The 16,546-nt window shown below is 70.2% G+C and carries 19 protein-coding genes and 1 pseudogene; 9 read left to right on the forward strand and 11 right to left on the reverse strand.

Annotated features, from left to right (window positions below):
* Window positions 1–60 precede the first annotated feature (60 nt).
* From pknB to AC3IX6_RS18255, 3 genes are all read left to right on the forward strand, one after another.
* Window positions 61–2,094, forward strand: a complete 2,034-nt coding sequence (pknB, locus tag AC3IX6_RS18245; RefSeq protein WP_489371182.1) for a Stk1 family PASTA domain-containing Ser/Thr kinase — start codon at window positions 61–63, stop codon at window positions 2,092–2,094.
* 68 nt (window positions 2,095–2,162) lie between these two features.
* Entirely contained in the window at window positions 2,163–2,552 is a 390-nt protein-coding gene (locus AC3IX6_RS18250) for a hypothetical protein (protein ID WP_489371183.1), read from the forward strand.
* Between the two features lie 88 nt (window positions 2,553–2,640).
* Window positions 2,641–2,877, forward strand: a complete 237-nt coding sequence (locus AC3IX6_RS18255; RefSeq protein ID WP_489371184.1) for a hypothetical protein — start codon at window positions 2,641–2,643, stop codon at window positions 2,875–2,877.
* Window positions 2,878–2,937: 60 nt separating this feature from the next.
* Here the strand turns inward: AC3IX6_RS18255 and AC3IX6_RS18260 are convergent, their stop codons facing one another.
* The 6 genes and pseudogenes from AC3IX6_RS18260 to AC3IX6_RS18285 all read right to left on the reverse strand — a co-directional run bounded on the left by AC3IX6_RS18260 (window position 2,938) and on the right by AC3IX6_RS18285 (window position 6,872).
* Window positions 2,938–3,657, reverse strand: coding sequence for a class E sortase (locus AC3IX6_RS18260; RefSeq protein WP_489371185.1), 720 nt, complete (start codon window positions 3,655–3,657; stop codon window positions 2,938–2,940).
* Between the two features lie 10 nt (window positions 3,658–3,667).
* Window positions 3,668–4,510 (reverse strand): annotated as a pseudogene (locus AC3IX6_RS18265) (class E sortase); the annotation flags it as partial.
* The gene (locus tag AC3IX6_RS18270; protein WP_243331047.1) at window positions 4,477–5,115 is read right to left on the reverse strand and encodes an aminodeoxychorismate/anthranilate synthase component II; all 639 of its coding nucleotides are present in this window, start codon (window positions 5,113–5,115) and stop codon (window positions 4,477–4,479) included. The gene AC3IX6_RS18270 and the pseudogene AC3IX6_RS18265, both read right to left, overlap by 34 nt.
* A complete protein-coding gene (locus AC3IX6_RS18275; RefSeq protein ID WP_254382427.1) occupies window positions 5,112–5,312 on the reverse strand; it encodes a hypothetical protein in 201 nt (66 codons plus the stop codon). Before AC3IX6_RS18275 ends, AC3IX6_RS18270 begins: the two co-directional genes overlap by 4 nt.
* 65 nt (window positions 5,313–5,377) lie before the next feature.
* Window positions 5,378–6,127 carry a class E sortase gene (locus AC3IX6_RS18280; protein WP_489371186.1) on the reverse strand — a complete coding sequence of 250 codons (750 nt, stop codon included), beginning with the start codon at window positions 6,125–6,127 and terminating at the stop codon, window positions 5,378–5,380.
* Window positions 6,096–6,872 (reverse strand): DUF881 domain-containing protein, encoded by a 777-nt coding sequence (locus tag AC3IX6_RS18285; protein ID WP_250738678.1) that lies wholly within the window; start codon window positions 6,870–6,872, stop codon window positions 6,096–6,098. Before AC3IX6_RS18285 ends, AC3IX6_RS18280 begins: the two co-directional genes overlap by 32 nt.
* A 91-nt stretch (window positions 6,873–6,963) precedes the next feature.
* Between AC3IX6_RS18285 and crgA the strand changes: the two genes are divergently transcribed.
* Complete coding sequence (crgA, locus tag AC3IX6_RS18290; protein ID WP_403711817.1) at window positions 6,964–7,218, forward strand: cell division protein CrgA; 255 nt, start codon at window positions 6,964–6,966, stop codon at window positions 7,216–7,218.
* 106 nt (window positions 7,219–7,324) lie between these two features.
* On the opposite strand, the gene AC3IX6_RS18295 is transcribed toward crgA, so the two are convergent.
* Together AC3IX6_RS18295 and AC3IX6_RS18300 are read right to left on the reverse strand one after the other, a co-directional pair.
* A complete protein-coding gene (locus AC3IX6_RS18295) occupies window positions 7,325–8,194 on the reverse strand; it encodes a rhomboid family intramembrane serine protease (RefSeq protein WP_489371187.1) in 870 nt (289 codons plus the stop codon).
* 112 nt (window positions 8,195–8,306) lie between these two features.
* A complete protein-coding gene (locus tag AC3IX6_RS18300; protein WP_489371188.1) occupies window positions 8,307–8,834 on the reverse strand; it encodes a peptidylprolyl isomerase in 528 nt (175 codons plus the stop codon).
* Between the two features lie 175 nt (window positions 8,835–9,009).
* Here AC3IX6_RS18300 and AC3IX6_RS18305 point away from each other — a divergent pair, with 175 nt between their 5' ends.
* The gene (locus AC3IX6_RS18305) at window positions 9,010–9,762 is read left to right on the forward strand and encodes a DUF5324 family protein (protein ID WP_489371189.1); all 753 of its coding nucleotides are present in this window, start codon (window positions 9,010–9,012) and stop codon (window positions 9,760–9,762) included.
* 79 nt (window positions 9,763–9,841) lie between these two features.
* On the opposite strand, the gene AC3IX6_RS18310 is transcribed toward AC3IX6_RS18305, so the two are convergent.
* Complete coding sequence (locus AC3IX6_RS18310; RefSeq protein ID WP_489371190.1) at window positions 9,842–10,348, reverse strand: LysM peptidoglycan-binding domain-containing protein; 507 nt, start codon at window positions 10,346–10,348, stop codon at window positions 9,842–9,844.
* Window positions 10,349–10,461: 113 nt separating this feature from the next.
* Window positions 10,462–10,941, reverse strand: coding sequence for a MarR family winged helix-turn-helix transcriptional regulator (locus tag AC3IX6_RS18315; RefSeq protein WP_489371191.1), 480 nt, complete (start codon window positions 10,939–10,941; stop codon window positions 10,462–10,464).
* Between the two features lie 102 nt (window positions 10,942–11,043).
* On the opposite strand from AC3IX6_RS18315, the gene AC3IX6_RS18320 reads away from it, so the two are divergent.
* Window positions 11,044–12,528: an MFS transporter gene (locus tag AC3IX6_RS18320; protein WP_489371192.1), complete on the forward strand. Its 1,485-nt coding sequence runs from the start codon at window positions 11,044–11,046 to the stop codon at window positions 12,526–12,528.
* Window positions 12,529–12,572: 44 nt separating this feature from the next.
* Here the strand turns inward: AC3IX6_RS18320 and AC3IX6_RS18325 are convergent, their stop codons facing one another.
* The gene (locus tag AC3IX6_RS18325) at window positions 12,573–13,391 is read right to left on the reverse strand and encodes an isocitrate lyase/PEP mutase family protein (protein ID WP_489371193.1); all 819 of its coding nucleotides are present in this window, start codon (window positions 13,389–13,391) and stop codon (window positions 12,573–12,575) included.
* A gap of 267 nt (window positions 13,392–13,658) precedes the next feature.
* Between AC3IX6_RS18325 and AC3IX6_RS18330 the strand changes: the two genes are divergently transcribed.
* The 3 genes from AC3IX6_RS18330 (at window position 13,659) to AC3IX6_RS18340 (ending at window position 16,530) form a co-directional block, all read left to right on the forward strand.
* On the forward strand, window positions 13,659–14,333 hold the full coding sequence (locus tag AC3IX6_RS18330; RefSeq protein WP_489371194.1) for a hypothetical protein: 675 nt from the start codon (window positions 13,659–13,661) through the stop codon (window positions 14,331–14,333).
* A 155-nt stretch (window positions 14,334–14,488) separates the two neighbouring features.
* Window positions 14,489–15,694: an argininosuccinate synthase-related protein gene (locus AC3IX6_RS18335; protein ID WP_489371195.1), complete on the forward strand. Its 1,206-nt coding sequence runs from the start codon at window positions 14,489–14,491 to the stop codon at window positions 15,692–15,694.
* 101 nt (window positions 15,695–15,795) lie between these two features.
* Window positions 15,796–16,530, forward strand: a complete 735-nt coding sequence (locus AC3IX6_RS18340; protein WP_489371196.1) for a 2OG-Fe dioxygenase family protein — start codon at window positions 15,796–15,798, stop codon at window positions 16,528–16,530.
* The last annotated feature ends 16 nt before the right edge of the window (window positions 16,531–16,546 follow it).

Consider the following 16,546-nt stretch of genomic DNA (forward strand, 5'->3'; position numbering starts at 1 on the left):
ACAGCACACCGCCGGACCACACACGGGTGCGGTCGGGACTGACGGAGAGGGCTGCACGTTATGGAAGAGCCGCGTCGCCTCGGCGGCCGGTACGAGCTGAGCCACGTGCTCGGCCGTGGTGGCATGGCCGAGGTCTACCTCGCCCACGACACCCGGCTCGGCCGTACCGTCGCCGTCAAGACCCTGCGCGCCGATCTCGCCCGCGACCCGTCCTTCCAGGCCAGGTTCCGCCGCGAGGCCCAGTCGGCCGCATCGCTCAACCACCCGGCGATCGTCGCCGTGTACGACACCGGCGAGGACTACGTCGACAACATCTCCATCCCGTACATCGTGATGGAGTACGTCGACGGCTCGACCCTGCGCGAGCTCCTGCACTCCGGCCGCAAGCTGCTGCCCGAGCGCACCCTGGAGATGTGCATCGGCATCCTCCAGGCGCTGGAGTACTCGCACCGCGCCGGCATCGTGCACCGCGACATCAAGCCCGCCAACGTCATGCTGACCCGCTCCGGCCAGGTCAAGGTCATGGACTTCGGCATCGCCCGCGCCATGGGCGACTCCGGCATGACCATGACGCAGACCGCCGCCGTCATCGGCACCGCCCAGTACCTCTCCCCGGAGCAGGCCAGGGGCGAGCAGGTCGACGCGCGCTCCGACCTCTACTCGGCCGGCTGCCTGCTGTACGAGCTCCTCGCCGTCCGGCCGCCGTTCATCGGCGACTCCCCGGTCGCGGTCGCCTACCAGCACGTACGGGAAGAGCCCCAGCCCCCGTCGAACTTCGACTCCGAGATCACGCCCGAGATGGACGCGATCGTGTTGAAGGCACTGGTCAAGGACGCCGACTACCGCTACCAGTCCGCCGACGAGATGCGCGCCGACATCGAGGCCTGCCTCGACGGCCAGCCCGTCGCCGCCACCGCCTCCATGGGCGCCGCCGGCTACGGCTACCCCGACCAGGGCAACGGCTACGGACACCAGGGCTACGACCAGCCCACCACCGCCCTGCGCACCGCCGACCCGAACCAGACCTCCATGCTCCCGCCGATGCCCCAGGGCGACGGCGGCTACGGGGGCCCCGGATACCCGGACCAGGGCGGCTACGACCAGGGCGGCCGCGGCCGGCGTCCGCAGAAGAAGAGCAAGGCCTCCACGATCCTGCTGGTCACCGCCGGCATCCTCGTCCTGGTCGGCGCGATCCTGATCGGGCGCTCCCTCTTCAGCACCAACGCCGACAACCGGCCCGCGGTCCCCAAGCTCATCGGCGAAACCCTCGAAGCGGCCAAGTCCAACGGCACCAACGTCGGCCTCGTCGTGCAACAGGACGGGGAGATGCCCTGCGACGCCGCCCCCAAGGGCAGCGTCTGCGAGCAGAACCCGGCCGAGGGCACCAAGGTCGCCAAGAACTCCGTGGTCAAGGTGAAGGTCTCCACCGGCGCGCCCAAGGTCCTCGTTCCGAACGTGATCAACCTGGCGATCGCCGACGCGGAGAAGGCGCTCCAGGAAAAGGGCTTCCAGATCGAGAAGAAGGTCGTCGAGTCCGAGCGGCCCGCAGGCACCGTCATCGACCAGAGCCCGAAGAACGGCGAGGCCGAGAAGGGCTCGACCATCCAGCTGACGGTGGCCAAGGAAATCTCCAAGGTGACCGTCCCCGACCTGACCGGCAAGAGCCAGGCCGACGCGTCGAAGGCCCTGCAGGCCGTCAAGCTGAAGCTCGGCAGCATCACCGAGGTGGACGCGCCCCCCGGCACGGCCCCCAAGACGGTCGTCAGCCAGGACCCCGGCATCAACAGCCAGGTCGACGTCAACTCGACGGTCAACATCTCGGTCGCCAAGCCGATCCAGCAGCTCACGGTCCCGAACCTGGTCGGCAAGACGATCAACCAGGCCAGGAACGAGCTGGCCTCCAAGGGCCTGATCTTCGGATCCGTCCTGTCGGGCTCCTCGGACGGCAGGGCGAAGATCCTGAGCACCGACCCGATGATCGGCACCCAGGTGGCCCCCAACACGGTGATCAACGTGAACACGGTCCCCGACAACCAGCAAAACGGCGGCAACGACGGCGGCGGCGGCTTCTTCGGCGGCCTCGGCGGCAACTAGCCACCCGGCACCACGCACCAACGGGTCCGGCCCCTCTCACAGAGAGGGGCCGGACCCATTTTTCGTACGTGTCTTCGTATGTGGCGGCGTATTACGAGGTCACCGAGGGCGTCGTTCGCGCCCTACTGTTCGACCACCGCGAGGAGCTGGAGTCCAACGGCTACCGGGTTCTGACAGGTACAGAACTGAGTTACTTCAAGCAACTCAGTGACCTCGACGCCGAGACCGAGGTCCGCACACGTCCTGTGGATAACCTTGTCCACAAGGACAGTTGGGACGAGCTCGACGAGCGGATCGACAACCGCATCACCGACGTGCTCGGCAAGACCCTCGTGCCGATGCTGAACGTCCTGATCGAGACGTCGGGCGAACAGCGGCGAGAGCTGATCTCCCTCCGGGAGGACGTCCAGCAGATCCAGATGAAGCTCGTCGAGCACGACCTCCAGCTCAGGACGTGAGGGCCCTCACCGGGGTCATCGGCACGATCGACGCCATGACCTGGAAGGAGTTCGAGCTGCACGTCGCAGAGCTGCTGCGGAGGGACGGGTGCACCGACGTGGAGGTGTACGGCGGGCACGGCTGCGGCACGTGCTCAGCGGCGAGATGCAGAAGTTCCTCGGCTCCTCCAAGGTCCTCCACCGGGCCGACGTGGCCCTCTACGTGGCCGCCTGCGCCTTCACCCGGGAGTCCCTGGCCATCGCCGCTCAAGGAGGTGTCACGGCCGTCCACAGGGGGCTTCTGGAGGCCTGGAGCGCCGGAGTCCGGCTCCAGGTGCTGCGCTGATTTCGAAAGAGACAGGCTGTCTCTTTCAAGCGGGAGTCGTCCACAGCCCCGTAGCGGGGCTCAGCGGAGCTCCGCCGGGAGGGTCCGCTTCGTGTCGACCTTTTCCGTGCGGACCAGCTCGCCCCACACGATGTAGCGGTACTTCGAGGTGTACACCGGCGTGCAGGTCGTCAGGGTGATGTAGCGGCCCGGGGCCGTGCGGCCCGACTCCTTGGGGATCGGGCTGATCGAGTCCACGTTGTACTTCGAGGTCTGGCTCAGCTCGGCGAAGACCTTGTACACGTACCAGGTGTCGCGGGTCTCGAAGACGACCGCGTCGCCGTTCTTCAGCTTGTCGATGTTGTGGAACTTGGCCCCGTGCCCGTCGCGGTGGGCCGCCAGCGCGAAGTTTCCCCCCGCCGGGTCCCACGGCAGCGCCGACTTCACCGGTTCCGTGTAGTACCCGGCGACCCCGTCGTTCAGGACCTCCGAGTCGGTGCCCCGCTTGACCAGCACCTCGCCGTTCTTCATCGCCGGCACGTGCAGGAAGCCGATGCCGCCCTGGGTGTCCAGCGCCCCCGGCGCCGCCGCCGACGTCTGCGAGGGCGCCGCCTTGTCCCACTGCTCGCGCACCGCGTCCCCGCGCGCGGACGCGTCCCGGTCCGCGAGGACGTTCGTCCACCACAGCGAGTACGCCACGAACAGCCCGAGCACCAGGCCCACCGTGATCAGGAGCTCGCCCAGCAGGCTCAGGAACCCCGCGAGGGCGCTGCGGCGCGGGGGCGGTGCGACACGTGACACTGCGGATCCTCTACGGGCTGGTCAGCTCGGGCGGAGCACCCTGGCTGCGGGGGCGTTCACCGGTCATCCTGCCCCATACGATCATCCGGTAGGTGCTGGTGAACTCCGGGGTGCACGTGGTCAGCGTGATGTACCGGCCCGGGGAAGTGAAGCCCGATCCGACGGGCACCGGCTTGATGACCGACACGTTCGACGGCGGGGTCTGCGCGAGCTGCGAGCTCATCTCGTACGTGTAGTACGCGTCCCGCGTCTCCACCACGATCTTGTCCCCCGGCACCAGCCGGTTGATGTAGCGGAACGGTTCGCCGTGCGTGTTCCGGTGGCCCGCCAGTGCGAAGTTGCCCTGCGGATCGGCCGGCATCCCGGTCGCGAGCGGCCCGTCGGCGTAGTGCCCGACCATGCCCTTGTCGAGGACCTTGGCCTTGTTCGTCCCCTCCGCGACCGGCACCTTCACGTCCAGCTTGGGGATGTACAGGATCGCGAAGCCCTGGCCCGGCTCGAACGCCGCCACGGGCGGGGCGGCCGCCCCACCCGGATCACGGTCCCAGTTCTGGAGCAGGGAGCCGGCGGCGTCATCGGCCGTCCGGCCCGCCAGGAAGTTCGTGTACCAGAGCTGGTAGCCGACGAAGAGGAGCATCACCAGGCCCAGCGTGATGAACAGCTCCCCGGCGAGCCTGCTGGCGACCACGACCGGCCCGCCGGAGGCCGGCCTCCTGCGCCGCCGCCCCCGGCCCCGCGCGCGCCCGCGCTTCTCGGCCGCCTGCGCCGCCCTGCGTCGCGCTGCCCGGCCCTCGGTGGGCGCGGACGGCGCGAGCGCCGTCACGCGACGGCCTTGCCCACCACCGGGGCGAGCCCCACCGAGCGCTCCACGGCGCCCGCGTCACCGCAGCGCACCAGCCAGTTCGCGAGCATCCGGTGGCCCCACTCGGTCAGCACGGACTCGGGGTGGAACTGCACGCCCTCGACGTCGTGCTCGCGGTGGCGCAGGCCCATGATGATCCCGTCCTCGGTCCGCGCCGTGACCTCCAGCGTGTCCGGGAGGGTCGGGGGCTCGGCCGCGAGGGAGTGGTACCGGGTCGCGGTGAAGGGCGAGGGCAGTCCCTCGAAGACGCCGAGGCCCTCGTGGACCACCGGCGAGGTCTTGCCGTGCAGCAGCTCCGGAGCCCGGCCGACGACCCCTCCGTAGGCGACGGCCATCGACTGCATGCCGAGGCAGACGCCGAAGACCGGTACGCCCGTGTCCGCGCAGTGGCGGACCATGTCCACACAGATGCCGGCCTCTTCCGGCGTCCCCGGGCCCGGGGACAGCAGGACGCCGTCGAAGCCGTCCTGGGCGTGGGCGAGCTCGACCTCGTCGTTGCGCAGCACCTCGCACTCGGCGCCGAGCTGATAGAGGTACTGGACCAGGTTGAAGACAAAGCTGTCGTAATTGTCGACAACCAGAATGCGCGCGCTCACGGAGTCGCTCCCGATCCCTCGTCCACCGTCACATCGTTGAACGGAAGCAGCGGCTCGGCCCACGGGAAGACGTACTGGAACAGCACGAACACCACCGCGAGCACCAGCACGAGGGAGATCATCACGCGTACCCACGCGTTACCCGGCAAATGCCGCCAGATCCAGCCGTACATGCCGCCTGTGTCCTTTTCGTCCACGATCGTTCAACGCACCGCAGGGGCGGTACGTCCACAGCCTAAAGCCACCCGCCCGGCGCGGAGGGTCACCTTGCCAAACCCTCCGGTGAGCCCTGTGCGAGGGTCCGCATACCGGTCAGTTCGGCCCAGACCACGAGCCGGTGGCTGTGGCCCCATTCCGGGTCGCAGGTGGTCAGCGTCAGGTACTTGCCCGGCCCGGTGAAGGGCGAGCGGCTCGGCACCGGATCGACCACTCCGACCTCCGTGGGGAGCGTGCGCAGCACCTCCGCGCGGACGGTGTACGTGTACCAGCCGGTGGCGTCCTTGAGGATCACGAGGTCGCCGGGGCGCAGCTTGGGGATGTCCTTGAAGGGGTCCCCGTACGTGCGCCGGTGGCCGGCCACCGCGAAGTTCCCGGTGCCGCCGAGCCGGGCCGTGCCGGCGTAGTGGCCCAGGCCCTTCTTCAGCAGCTCGGTGCCCGTGCCCTCCAGGACGGGCTTGTTCCAGCCGGGTCCGAAGCGCGGGACGAACATCTCGGCGAAGGCCCGGCCCGGCGGGTACGCGGCGGTCTCCGGTGCGGCCGGAGCCGCGGACGGCGCCGCCGAAGGGGCGGGCTGCGGGGCGGCCGCGGGCGCCGCGGACCAGCGGTCGCGCATGCGGGCCATCTCCCCGTCCATGGCCTGGTCGGCCTTGACCCCGGTCCACAGCAGCACGTAGGCCACGAAGAGCACGATGAGCGAGCCCGCGGTCAGGCACACCTCGCTGAACGTCCGTACCAGCAGGCGCGGCACGTCGACGCTACGGTCACGGGGTGGCGGACTCCAGCGGCTTCGCATAGTGGAGGTCCACTGTGCCGGAGTAGCCCGGCAGTGTCAGCGCCTTGTGCTCGTCCACTTTCCAGCCGAGCCCGTACGCGTTCACGTACAGCTGGTAGTTCTGCAGCGCCGGGGAGGCCGCGAGGGCCTTCTTCAGCGCGCCCGGGTCGCCGACGGCCGTCACCTTGTACGGGGGCGAGTACACCCGGCCCTGGAGGATCAGGGTGTTGCCCACGCAGCGCACGGCGCTGGTGGAGATCAGCCGCTGGTCCATCACCTGGATGCCCTCGGCGCCGCCCTGCCAGAGGGCGTTGACCACGGCCTGGAGGTCCTGCTGGTGGATCACCAGGTCGTTGGGCTGCGGCTCGGGCACGTTGGGGATGCGGGCCGTGGCGTTCGGGGGCGCGTCGTTCAGGGTGACCGTCACGGCCTTGCCGGTGAGCTCCTCGGTGCCGGAGGCGGCGCGCAGGGCGGCCAGTTTGGCGTCCTCGGCCTTGGTGCTCCCGTTGTCGCGTTCGGCGAGGGCGTCGACCTGGCCGCGTGCGGTGGCGGTGCTCTTCTCCAGCTCCAGATTGCTCTGGCTGCGCTCCTGGATCAGGTCGGACAGCTTGAGGAGCGAGGCGTCCGTCCGGATGTTCGTACCCTTGGAGGTGTTGAAGCTGGTGACGAAGATCAAGCCGGCCAGGGCGAAAACGGCGGCCGTGAGCAGCCGGACCGGTCTGGCACGGCGACGGGGACCCGCGGAGGAGTCGTCGGAATTGCTCAACGTACCCTTCTCCTTCAACGCCACAGGTCCACTACGCTAACGGACGCCCGGGGCAGGCCAGGTCCCCAGCCCATCGACAGGAGAGCCCCTCGTGCCGAAGTCACGTATCCGCAAGAAGGACGACTACACGCCGCCCCCCGCGCGGACGCCGCAGTCGATCAAGCTGACGAACCGCAACTGGGTCGCCCCGGTCATGCTGGCGTTCTTCTTGGTCGGTCTGGCATGGATCGTCGTTTTCTATCTGTCCGAGACCCAGCTTCCGATCGAAGCCCTCGGAAATTGGAACATTGTGGTCGGATTCGGCTTCATTGCGGCAGGATTCGGCGTCTCCACGCAGTGGAAGTAGCCCGGCTCCGCAAGCTCTCCCCATGAGTTATCCACAGCGTCATCCACACCTGAGGAAAAGACAGAAGATCTGTGGATAACTCTGTGGAGAGTTGACGCCGGTGTGATCAGGTGAGTACGGAAAGTTCGGCCGTACGGATCGCGATCAAGGCTGTGGCCAGCAGGAACACCGCCACACAGGTGCCCCACTGGACGAATTTGCGATTCCGCGCGCCCATGTCCTTGGTGGGCCACAGGAAGCCCGAAGCGACCAGGGCACCGGTGACCAATCCACCGATATGGGCCTGCCACGACACGTTCAGCCCCGGCATGAAGGTCAGCACCAGCATGAACACCGCCATGGTGATCAGCGGGCGCATTTCGTACCGCATCCGCCGGAACAGCACCACGGTGGCGCCGAGCAGACCGAAGACGGCGCCGGAGGCGCCGAGGGTCGCGACCATCGGCTCGGTCAGCAGATAGACCGCCACACTGCCGCCCAGGGCGGACAGCAGGTACACGGTGAGGTAGCGGGACCGGCCGAGCGCCTGCTCCAGCGGTCCGCCGATGAACCACAGGCCGAGCATGTTGCTGAAGATGTGCCACCACTCGACGTGGAGGAACGGCGAGGTCAGCAGCCGGTAGTACTCGCCGGTGGAGACGCCGGCCTGGTCGCCGTACCAGGCGAGCATCACCAGATCGAAGTTCAGCCCGGGGACGGCCTTCACCAAGAGGTACACCGCCACGTTGATCCCGATCAGGATCTTGGTGAGCAGGTACGGATCGGCCGCGACCACCCCGCCCGCGATCGTGCGCGGGGCGTTGGCGGCTCGGCCGTGGCCCGTTCCCGAGCCCCCGCGGACGCACTCGGGGCACTGGAAGCCGACCGAGGCGCTGATCATGCACTCGGGGCAGATCGGCCGCTCACAGCGCGTACAGCTGATCCCGGTCTCGCGGTCCGGGTGCCGGTAGCAGCCCGGAAGACGGTCGGTGTCCATCGGTCCCCTCGATCGGCGGCGGAGAACGCAGCGGCCGGGACGGCGGATCAGCCCGCGCCCGTCCGGTACGTATCGAGGACGGACGGGCGGGGCCGAAAGGTTCCCCCCGGGGTCAGCGCTTCTCGATGACGACGGAGTGGATGATCACGTCGTCCAGCGGGCGCTCGGTGCGCGGGTTGGTGGGACCTGCGGCGATGGTGTCGACGATCTTCTGGCTGGCCTTGTCGCCGATCTCGCCGAAGATGGTGTGCTTGCGCGTCAGCCAGGCGGTGGGGGCGACGGTGATGAAGAACTGCGAGCCGTTGGTGCCCGGGCCGGCGTTCGCCATGGCGACCAGGTAGGGCTTGGTGAAGGCCAGGTCGGGGTGGAACTCGTCGGCGAACTGGTAGCCGGGGCCGCCGGTGCCGTTGCCCAGCGGGTCACCGCCCTGGATCATGAACCCGCTGATGACGCGGTGGAAGACGGTGCCGTCGTAGAGCGGGTCCGTGGTCTTCTGGCCGTCCGTGGGACGCGTCCACTCGCGCTCACCGGTGGCGAGTTCGACGAAGTTCCGCACGGTCTTCGGAGCGAAGTTCGGCAGAAGCTCGATCTCGATGTCGCCGTGGTTGGTCTTCAGGGTGGCGTAGAGCTTCTCGGCCACGGATCTGCCTTCCCTCGTCATCACTGTCGGTTTCAGATCCTCCCACGGAGAGCTGCACCGGGCGGAAATCGTCCACTCGTATGCCCTGTCGCGCATGCCGGTCGGCGGTATGGGAGGCATGATCCGACAAAGGGTGGAAAGGTGAACTGTGTCCGCCACCGAGGAGGAGGATCCCGTGACAGGCAAGGAAAGCGTGCGCCTGGCAGCATCAAGTGCCAGGGATACGGCGCGGCACGCAGCGGAAGTGGTGGCGCCGTACGCGGAATCCGCCAAGCACGCTGCGGTGCATTACGCCCACGAAGCAAATGAACGGCTCGCACCGAAGGTCTCGTACGCGGCCGGCGAGGCCGCCAAACAGGCCCGCTCGACGTACTGCTGCCACGTCCAGCCCCGGATCAGATCGGTCCGCGCCCATGTGCCGCCGAATGTGGACCGGGCGGCGTCCAATGCCGTGAAGCAGACCCGCCTGGCGGCCCGGTCCGCGGTGGACTACACGCAGCCACGGCTGGAGAGCGCCCTCGCGGCGGCCCAGCCGGTGGCCGAGGAGGCCGCGTCCCGGTCGACGGCGGCGTTCGCGGCGCTGCGCGGCCAGGTGTCGGCCAAGGAGGTCCAGAAGCTCGTACGGCGTCACGAGCGGCGTGCGCGCTGCGGCCGGTGGGTCAAGGGCGCGGCGGTGGCCGGCGTCCTGGCCGGCGGCGCCTACGCCGCGTGGCGCTGGTGGGACCAGCAGTCGAACCCGGACTGGCTCGTCGAGCCGCCGGCCGCGACCGAGCTGTCGGCGCGGGAGGAGGAGGCCCCGGCCTCCTTCGACGAGGAGCTGGCGGTGAAGGAGCGCGAGGCCAGGGAGTCCGTGTCCAGCCTGGAAGCGGAGGCCGAGGCCGTGCAGGAGCGGATCGACGCGGAGGACGCGAAGCGCAAGCACCGCTGAGGAAACGCGCGAGGACAACGAGAGTGGGGCCCGGATCCTCTTCCAGGATCCGGGCCCCACTCTCGTTGCTCGGGTCCCGCTAGCTGGGGAGGGTGAGCTTCATCCCCGGGTGGATCATGTCGGGGTTCGAGCCGATGACGCCCTTGTTCATCGCGTAGAGCTCGCGCCAGCGGCCCTCGTTGCCGAGCTCGCGGCGGGCGATCGCGGAGAGCGAGTCGCCCGAGCGGACGGTGTACGTGCGCTGCGCCTTGGGTGCCGGCTTCGGCATCGGCGCCGCGGGCACCGCCTTGTGCGCGGCGGAGGCCGGCGTGGGCGTGTGCGGGGCGGGCTTCGCGGCGGGGGGCATCGATGCGGCCTTGGGCGGCATCGGTGCGGGCTTGGGCGGCGCCGCTGCCGCCATGCGTTCGGCGGCCGCCTTGGTCGCCGCTGCCGAGTCGGTGTACTTGGTCCCGGTGTCGCCGGGCATCGCGGACGGCGGCGCCGGGGCGTCCGCGGCCTGCTGCTGCACCTGCTCAGCCGCCTTTTGGGCGGCCTTCTCGGCTTGTTCCTTCTTCTTGTCGGACCTCATGAAGTCGAACAGTCCCATGTGCGTACGCCTCCGGCATGGTGGTGCCCCCCTGGGCTGAGTGCCTTGTTCCACTGTCTGCCAGAAGGCGCGGGACGGCCCTGTGACGGGGCCATCCGGGGGATCCCGGGCTGCTACTGGCGAGCCCTGCGGGCCGGCCTCGGGCTCTCCGACGGGGTCTCCAGATCACCCTTGACCAGCAGGTTCAGTACTCGCAGCACGGCCTCGCGGTCCGCGTCGGCGAGGGAGCCGAGGGCCTCGGCGTGCACCTGGTCGACGATGCGGCTGCTCTCCTGCGCCAGGGCCGCGCCCTTCTCCGTGACGACGATGACGCGCGCCCGGCGGTCCGTGCCGGACTGCCGCCGCTCGGCCAGTCCGGCCTTCTCCAGGGCGTCGACGGTGACGACCATCGTCGTCTTGTCCATGCCCCCGATCTCGGCGAGCTGGATCTGCGTCCGCTCCACCCCCAGCGCGTGCACGAGCACGCAGTGCATCCGTGCCGTGAGCCCGATCCGGTCCAGTGCCGCCGCCATGCGGGTGCGCAGGACGTGGCTGCTGTGGTCCAGGAGGAAGGAGAGGTCCGGCTCGTTCTGTGCGGGCGCCATGGCTGTCATGTCCACCAGCCTACCAATTCAGTCTCCAACAGATCGTCCGCAACGGAACTATCTGATACGGTCCTACCAAGTCAGCCCGCCGCTCACCGACTGGGGACACAGATGCCTGCCACCTCCGCTCCCGCTCCTGCTCCCACCCCCTCCGCCTCCGCCACCGCGGCCACGCCCACGGCCGCACCGCGCGGGCTGCGCTCCCGCTGGACCGCCCTCGGGGTGCTGTCCACCGGCGTCCTGATGACCGTCCTCGACGGCAGCATCGTCACCGTCGCGATGCCGGCCATCCAGAAGGACCTGGGCTTCACCCCCGCCGGCCTCAGCTGGGTCGTCAACGCCTACCTGATCGCCTTCGGCAGCCTGCTGCTCCTCGCCGGCCGGCTCGGCGACCTCATCGGCCGCAAGCGGATGTTCCTGGCCGGGACCGGCGTCTTCACCGGAGCCTCCCTGCTCGCCGGATTCGCCGGATCGCCCGAGGTGCTGATCGCCGCCCGGTTCCTGCAGGGCCTCGGCAGCGCCATGGCCGCCGCCGTCAGCCTGGGCATCCTGATCACGCTGTTCACCGAACCGCGCGAGCGGGCCAAGGCCATCGCCGTCTTCTCCTTCACCGGCGCGGCCGGAGCCTCCCTGGGCCAGGTGCTCGGCGGGGTCCTGACCGACGCCCTCGACTGGCACTGGATCTTCTTCATCAACCTGCCCATAGGCCTGGCCGCCCTCGCACTGGCCCTGCCCGCGCTCCCCGCCGACAGCGCTCATGCCGGACCGGGCCTGCGCGCCGGAGCCGACGTCATCGGCGCCCTCCTGGTCACCGCGGGCCTGATGCTCGGCATCTTCACCGTCGTCGAGGTGGAGCGCTACGGCTGGGTCTCCGCGCACACCCTCGGCCTCGGCACGCTCTCGGTCGCCCTGCTCGCCGGCTTCACCGCACGCCAGGCCAGGACCCGCACCCCGCTGGTACCGCTGCGGATCTTCCGTTCGCGGACCGTGGTCGGCGCGAACCTGGTCCAGATGCTGATGGTGGCCGCGCTGTTCTCCTTCCAGGTCCTGGTCGCCCTGTACCTCCAGAACGTCCTGGGCTACGGGGCCGCCGAGACCGGCCTGGCGATGCTCCCGGCGGCCGTGGTCATCGGCGGGGTCTCCCTCTTCGCCTCGGCCCCGCTGAACTCCCGCTTCGGCGAACGGGCCGTCCTGCTCGCCGGACTCGCCCTGCTCGTCGCCGCCCTGGGCCTGCTGACCCGGCTCCCGGTCCGCGCCGACTACGTCACCGACCTGCTCCCCGTGATGCTGCTGGCCGCCGGCTTCGGTCTGGCCCTGCCCGCCCTCACCGCGCTCGGGATGTCCGGCGCCGACGAGCGGGACGCGGGCCTCGCCTCGGGTCTGTTCAACACCACCCAGCAGATCGGCATGGCCCTCGGCGTCGCCGTCCTCTCCACCCTGGCGGCCGCCCGCACCAACACAGCGCTCGACACCGGCCTCGACCGCGCCACCGCCCTGACCTCCGGCTACCACCTGGCCTTCACCATCGGAACCGGTCTGATGCTCACCGCCCTCGCGCTCGCAGCGACCCTGCTGCGGACCGGCCGGCGCCGGTGAATCCCGCCCGATGTTTCACGTGAAACATCGGGCGGGCCGGGCGCCTACTTCACGAAGAGGCCGTTGAGCGTGCCGTAGTCGACCGCCCCTTCGAGCGCCCCGTACGTTCCCTGCTCCAGCACCTCGACCGCAGCGGCGCGGGCCGCCGTGTACGCCGCCTGCGCCACGCCCGTCCCGACGCTGACCCGGCGCACCCCGGCCTTCGCCAGCTCGGCGACGGACGGACCGCCCGGCCCGGCCATGGCGTTGACCGGCAGCGGGCCCCGCGCGATCTCGCTCAGGGCGTCCAGGTCCAGCAGCCCCGGCACGAAGATCCCGTCGGCCCCGGCGGCCGCGTACGCCTCCACCCGCGCCAGTACGTCGGCGAGGCGGCCGGACTCCTCGCCGATCCCGAACAGGAAGACATCGGTACGGGCGTTGATCACCAGCTCCGGCAGTCCGGCCCCGGCGGCCGCCGCACGGGCGGCGCGGATCCGGTCGGCCTGCTCCGCGGCGGTGTGGAGCGTACCGTCGGCCGCCTTGGAGTCCTCCAGGTTGATCCCGACGGCGCCCACCGCCACCACCTCGCGCACGGTGGCCGCGACGTCCTCGTAGCCGCCCTCGATGTCCACGGTGACCGGGACCTCCACGGCCGCCACGATCCGCGCGGCCGCCGCCAGCATCTCCGCCTTCGTCGCGTGCTGCCCGTCCCCGCGGCCGATCGACCAGGCCACGCCACCGCTGGTGGTGGCGATGGCCACCGCCCCGGCCGACTCGATCACCGCCGCGCTGCCCGCGTCCCAGGCATTGGGGAGCACGATCAGCGACCCACCCAACTCCCGCAGCCGCAGGGCCTTCTCGGTGGTATTCGGTTCCACGGGCATCCGAACTCTCCTCAGCCGTAGCGTTGCCGAGTGATCGTCACATCGGCTCACAGGTAGTGGACCTTAGCCCGAGAGCGTGCTGGTCATCCGGCGGTTTTCCGACCGGTTCGCCGTTACGCATCCAGGACAGGAATCCCACGTTCCGACCGATCGAGATCCGTAGATTCCTCATCAGCAGCCCCGCAGACCTGACCGGACGAAACCCCGACAGAGACACCGCGGCATGCGACTCTCCGCCCCGCCCCGACCATGCTCCAAGGAGTCGTTATGCGTCCCGCCCTCCGCACCTCGATCGTCATCGCCGCCCTCGCCGGAGCCCTCCTGGCACCCGCCGCGACGGCCATCGCCGCGCCCGCCCGGGCCGCGACCACGGTGTCGGCGGTGTCGGCGAGCGGTACGGGCCACGACCGCTACGACGGTGAGATCGTCCCGCTGGGCAAGGGCCGGATCGCGGTGCTGCGCAACGAGTCCGAGGGCCCCGAGGTCTGGATCCGCGCCGTCTCCCCCGACTGGAAGCCGGGCCACGGCTGGGCCGGCCGCGTCCTGGCCAAGCTCGACATCACCCACCCCCTCGCCGTGCTCGACGGCGTCCAGTACAAGCTCACCGACAAGGGCGAGGGATTCGACATCCGCGTGCTGGGCGAAGGCGCCTCGACCTTCCAGCTGATGCCCAAGGCCGAGCCGGCCGCCAAGCCCAGCACCAAGCCCGCCGCCAAGCCGGCCGACAAGGCCGCCGCCAAGCCCGCCGCGACACCCGCCACCGCCACTGACGCCAAGCCGCAGACCGGCGTCGTCCCCAAGGGCTCCGTCGCCGCCGGCGCCGAGCTCGCCCCCCGGGACGGCAACTCCACCGCCGCCACCGGCGCCGCCCTCATCGCGGTCCTCGCCGGACTCGGCGCCGCCTTCATGGTCCGCGCCCGCAAGGCCCGCGCCCGCGGCTGAACCAGCCACGGGACGCCCGTACACCCCGCGAGGTCCTCGGACCCACCGCGTCCGGGACCGGCCATGGCCGGGCGCGGAAGGCCGGAATCCATTGTCCGGAAGTCCGCCGCAGGGAAATCTCCTCTCTTGTGAACCGCGCCAAGGTTGGAGAGACCATGCAGTCCCCGCTCATACGTTCCTTCTCGCAGCTCGACACCCTGGACCCGAACCGTCCCGTCGTCACCCTGTTCAGCGGCGGCCTCGACAGCTCGTACCTGCTGCTGCGGCTGCGCCGCATGGGCGTCCGCGACGTGCACGCCGTCAGCGTCGACATCGGCGAGGACGAGTCGAGCCAGTACAAGCGCCAGGTGGCGGAGGCGCTCGGCGCGACCATCCACATCCTCGACCGGCGCGAGGAGTTCGCCGGCCAGTACGTCGCCCCCGCGATCGCCGCCCAGGCCGTCTACCTCGGCATCCACCCGGTCAGCTCCACCCTCAGCCGCCCGCTCATCGCCCGCAGCGCGGTCGACCTGGCACGCGCCCTCGGCGCCCAGACCGTCCTGCACACCGCGAACCGCTCGCAGAACACCCTGCGCCGGCTCAACGGCGCGCTGACCCTGCTCGGTTGGGAGGGCAGCTTCGGCAGCCCGTACGACCTGGACCCGGTCACCCGGGAGGAGAAGCTCGTCGAGCTGCGGTCCGCGGGGATCGACCTGCTCGCCGGCCGGATCGTCAGCGGCGACTCCAACCTGTGGTGCCGCGAGTTCGAGTCCGGGATCCTCGACGACCCGGAGCGCCACGCGGTCCCGGAGGACATGTACACCTGGAGCCGCCCCACCGCCCTGCCCGGCGACTGCGACACCCTGACCGTCTCCATCGAGCGCGGACTCCCGGTCGCCGTCGACGGGGTGCCGATGCCGCTCACCGACCTGATCGACCAGCTCAACCACCGGGTGGGCGCCTACGGTCTCGGCCGCTACTCCGGCCTGGAGCACCTGGACCACGGCGAGAAGGTGCTGGAGATCCGCGAGATGCCCGGCGCCTACCTGCTCCTGAGCAGCTACCGGCACATCGAGAGCGCCTGCCTGGACGCCGAACTCATCCGGGAGAAGCGCCACTTGGAGCAGGTCTGGGTGCGCGAGGCACTGGAGGGCCGCTGGTTCGGCGACCTGCGGCTCACCGTCCAGGCGTTCATGGACACCTGCGCCGCCCGCACCACCGGCTCGGTGACCTGGCGGCTGCGGACCGGCGGGGCGGACACCCGGGCCATCAACGCCGTCAAGCCGCTGTACCTGCGGGACCGCGAGGCCTGGGAGGAGCAGGCGATCGCAGCCGAGTCCGCGCCGTTCGCCCGCGCCGACTCCCTGCTCACGGCCGTCTGAGCCCCCTTTCCCCGTAGGGATCCCGCGTGGGAACCCCCCGTAGCGATCCGCGTGCCGATCCCCGTACCGACTGTTCTTCCTCGTTTCCACGGAGCACTTCCATGACCACTGCCGCTTCCACCACGCACCCCGTCGCGCTCGACGCCACCGCCGCCCTCGCCGGAGCCGGCGGGCACCTGATGCCCGCCCGGGCCCTCTCCGACCTGGTCGACGCCGACGCCTCCGACTGGGCCCGCTTCGCCGCCCACTGGGACGAGCTGACCCTCGACACGCACATGGCCGACGGCGGCACCTACCGCTTCCGCCGCTACGGCCAGTTCGAGCTCGACGCCGACTCCGGCGAGCTGAGCCTGCTCCCCCACGAGCCGTACCGCCAGGAAACCGAGGTCAACCCCCTCAACGGCGGTGTGGAGCGCGTCTTCGACCCGCTGACCGGCGCTTTCGTCGGCGACCAGCTCCTGCGGTCGGTCCTGGTCGAACTGGGCCGGATCTTCACGGCGGTCGACGGTACGAGGACCTGGAACATCAAGCTCCACCCGTACCGGATCATCGCCTCCGCCGACCAGGAGGGGCAGCCGGCCCCCGAGGGTCGCCACCGGGACGGCGTCACCTTCATCACCTCGCTGATGATCGGCCGGACCAACGTCACCGGCGGCGAGAGCGGCGTCCACACCGACGCCGGCGAGCACCTGCTCACCACCACCCTGACCGAGCCCGGCGACCTCCTGCTCGGTGACGACCGCCGGACCCTGCACTCGGTGACCGGACTGCAGCCCGTCGACCCCCGGGCCGCGGCCCACCGTGACGTCCTGGTGATCGCCTACACCGCCCGCTGAGCCCGCCCCACCGCTC

This window comes from Streptomyces sp. GL_141 (genome assembly GCF_057834385.1).

What these genes read in the sequence shown, in the direction of transcription:
- pknB (WP_489371182.1), top strand. Translation starts at nt 61, where the DNA reads ATGGAAGAGCCGCGTCGCCTCGGCGGCCGGTACGAGCTGAGCCACGTG.
- AC3IX6_RS18320 (WP_489371192.1), top strand. Translation starts at nt 11,044, where the DNA reads ATGCCTGCCACCTCCGCTCCCGCTCCTGCTCCCACCCCCTCCGCCTCC.
- AC3IX6_RS18330 (WP_489371194.1), top strand. Translation starts at nt 13,659, where the DNA reads ATGCGTCCCGCCCTCCGCACCTCGATCGTCATCGCCGCCCTCGCCGGA.
- AC3IX6_RS18335 (WP_489371195.1), top strand. Translation starts at nt 14,489, where the DNA reads ATGCAGTCCCCGCTCATACGTTCCTTCTCGCAGCTCGACACCCTGGAC.
- AC3IX6_RS18295 (WP_489371187.1), bottom strand. Translation starts at nt 8,194, where the DNA reads ATGGACACCGACCGTCTTCCGGGCTGCTACCGGCACCCGGACCGCGAG.
- AC3IX6_RS18325 (WP_489371193.1), bottom strand. Translation starts at nt 13,391, where the DNA reads ATGCCCGTGGAACCGAATACCACCGAGAAGGCCCTGCGGCTGCGGGAG.
- AC3IX6_RS18280 (WP_489371186.1), bottom strand. Translation starts at nt 6,127, where the DNA reads ATGCGAAGCCGCTGGAGTCCGCCACCCCGTGACCGTAGCGTCGACGTG.
- AC3IX6_RS18340 (WP_489371196.1), top strand. Translation starts at nt 15,796, where the DNA reads ATGACCACTGCCGCTTCCACCACGCACCCCGTCGCGCTCGACGCCACC.
- AC3IX6_RS18315 (WP_489371191.1), bottom strand. Translation starts at nt 10,941, where the DNA reads ATGACAGCCATGGCGCCCGCACAGAACGAGCCGGACCTCTCCTTCCTC.
- AC3IX6_RS18310 (WP_489371190.1), bottom strand. Translation starts at nt 10,348, where the DNA reads ATGGGACTGTTCGACTTCATGAGGTCCGACAAGAAGAAGGAACAAGCC.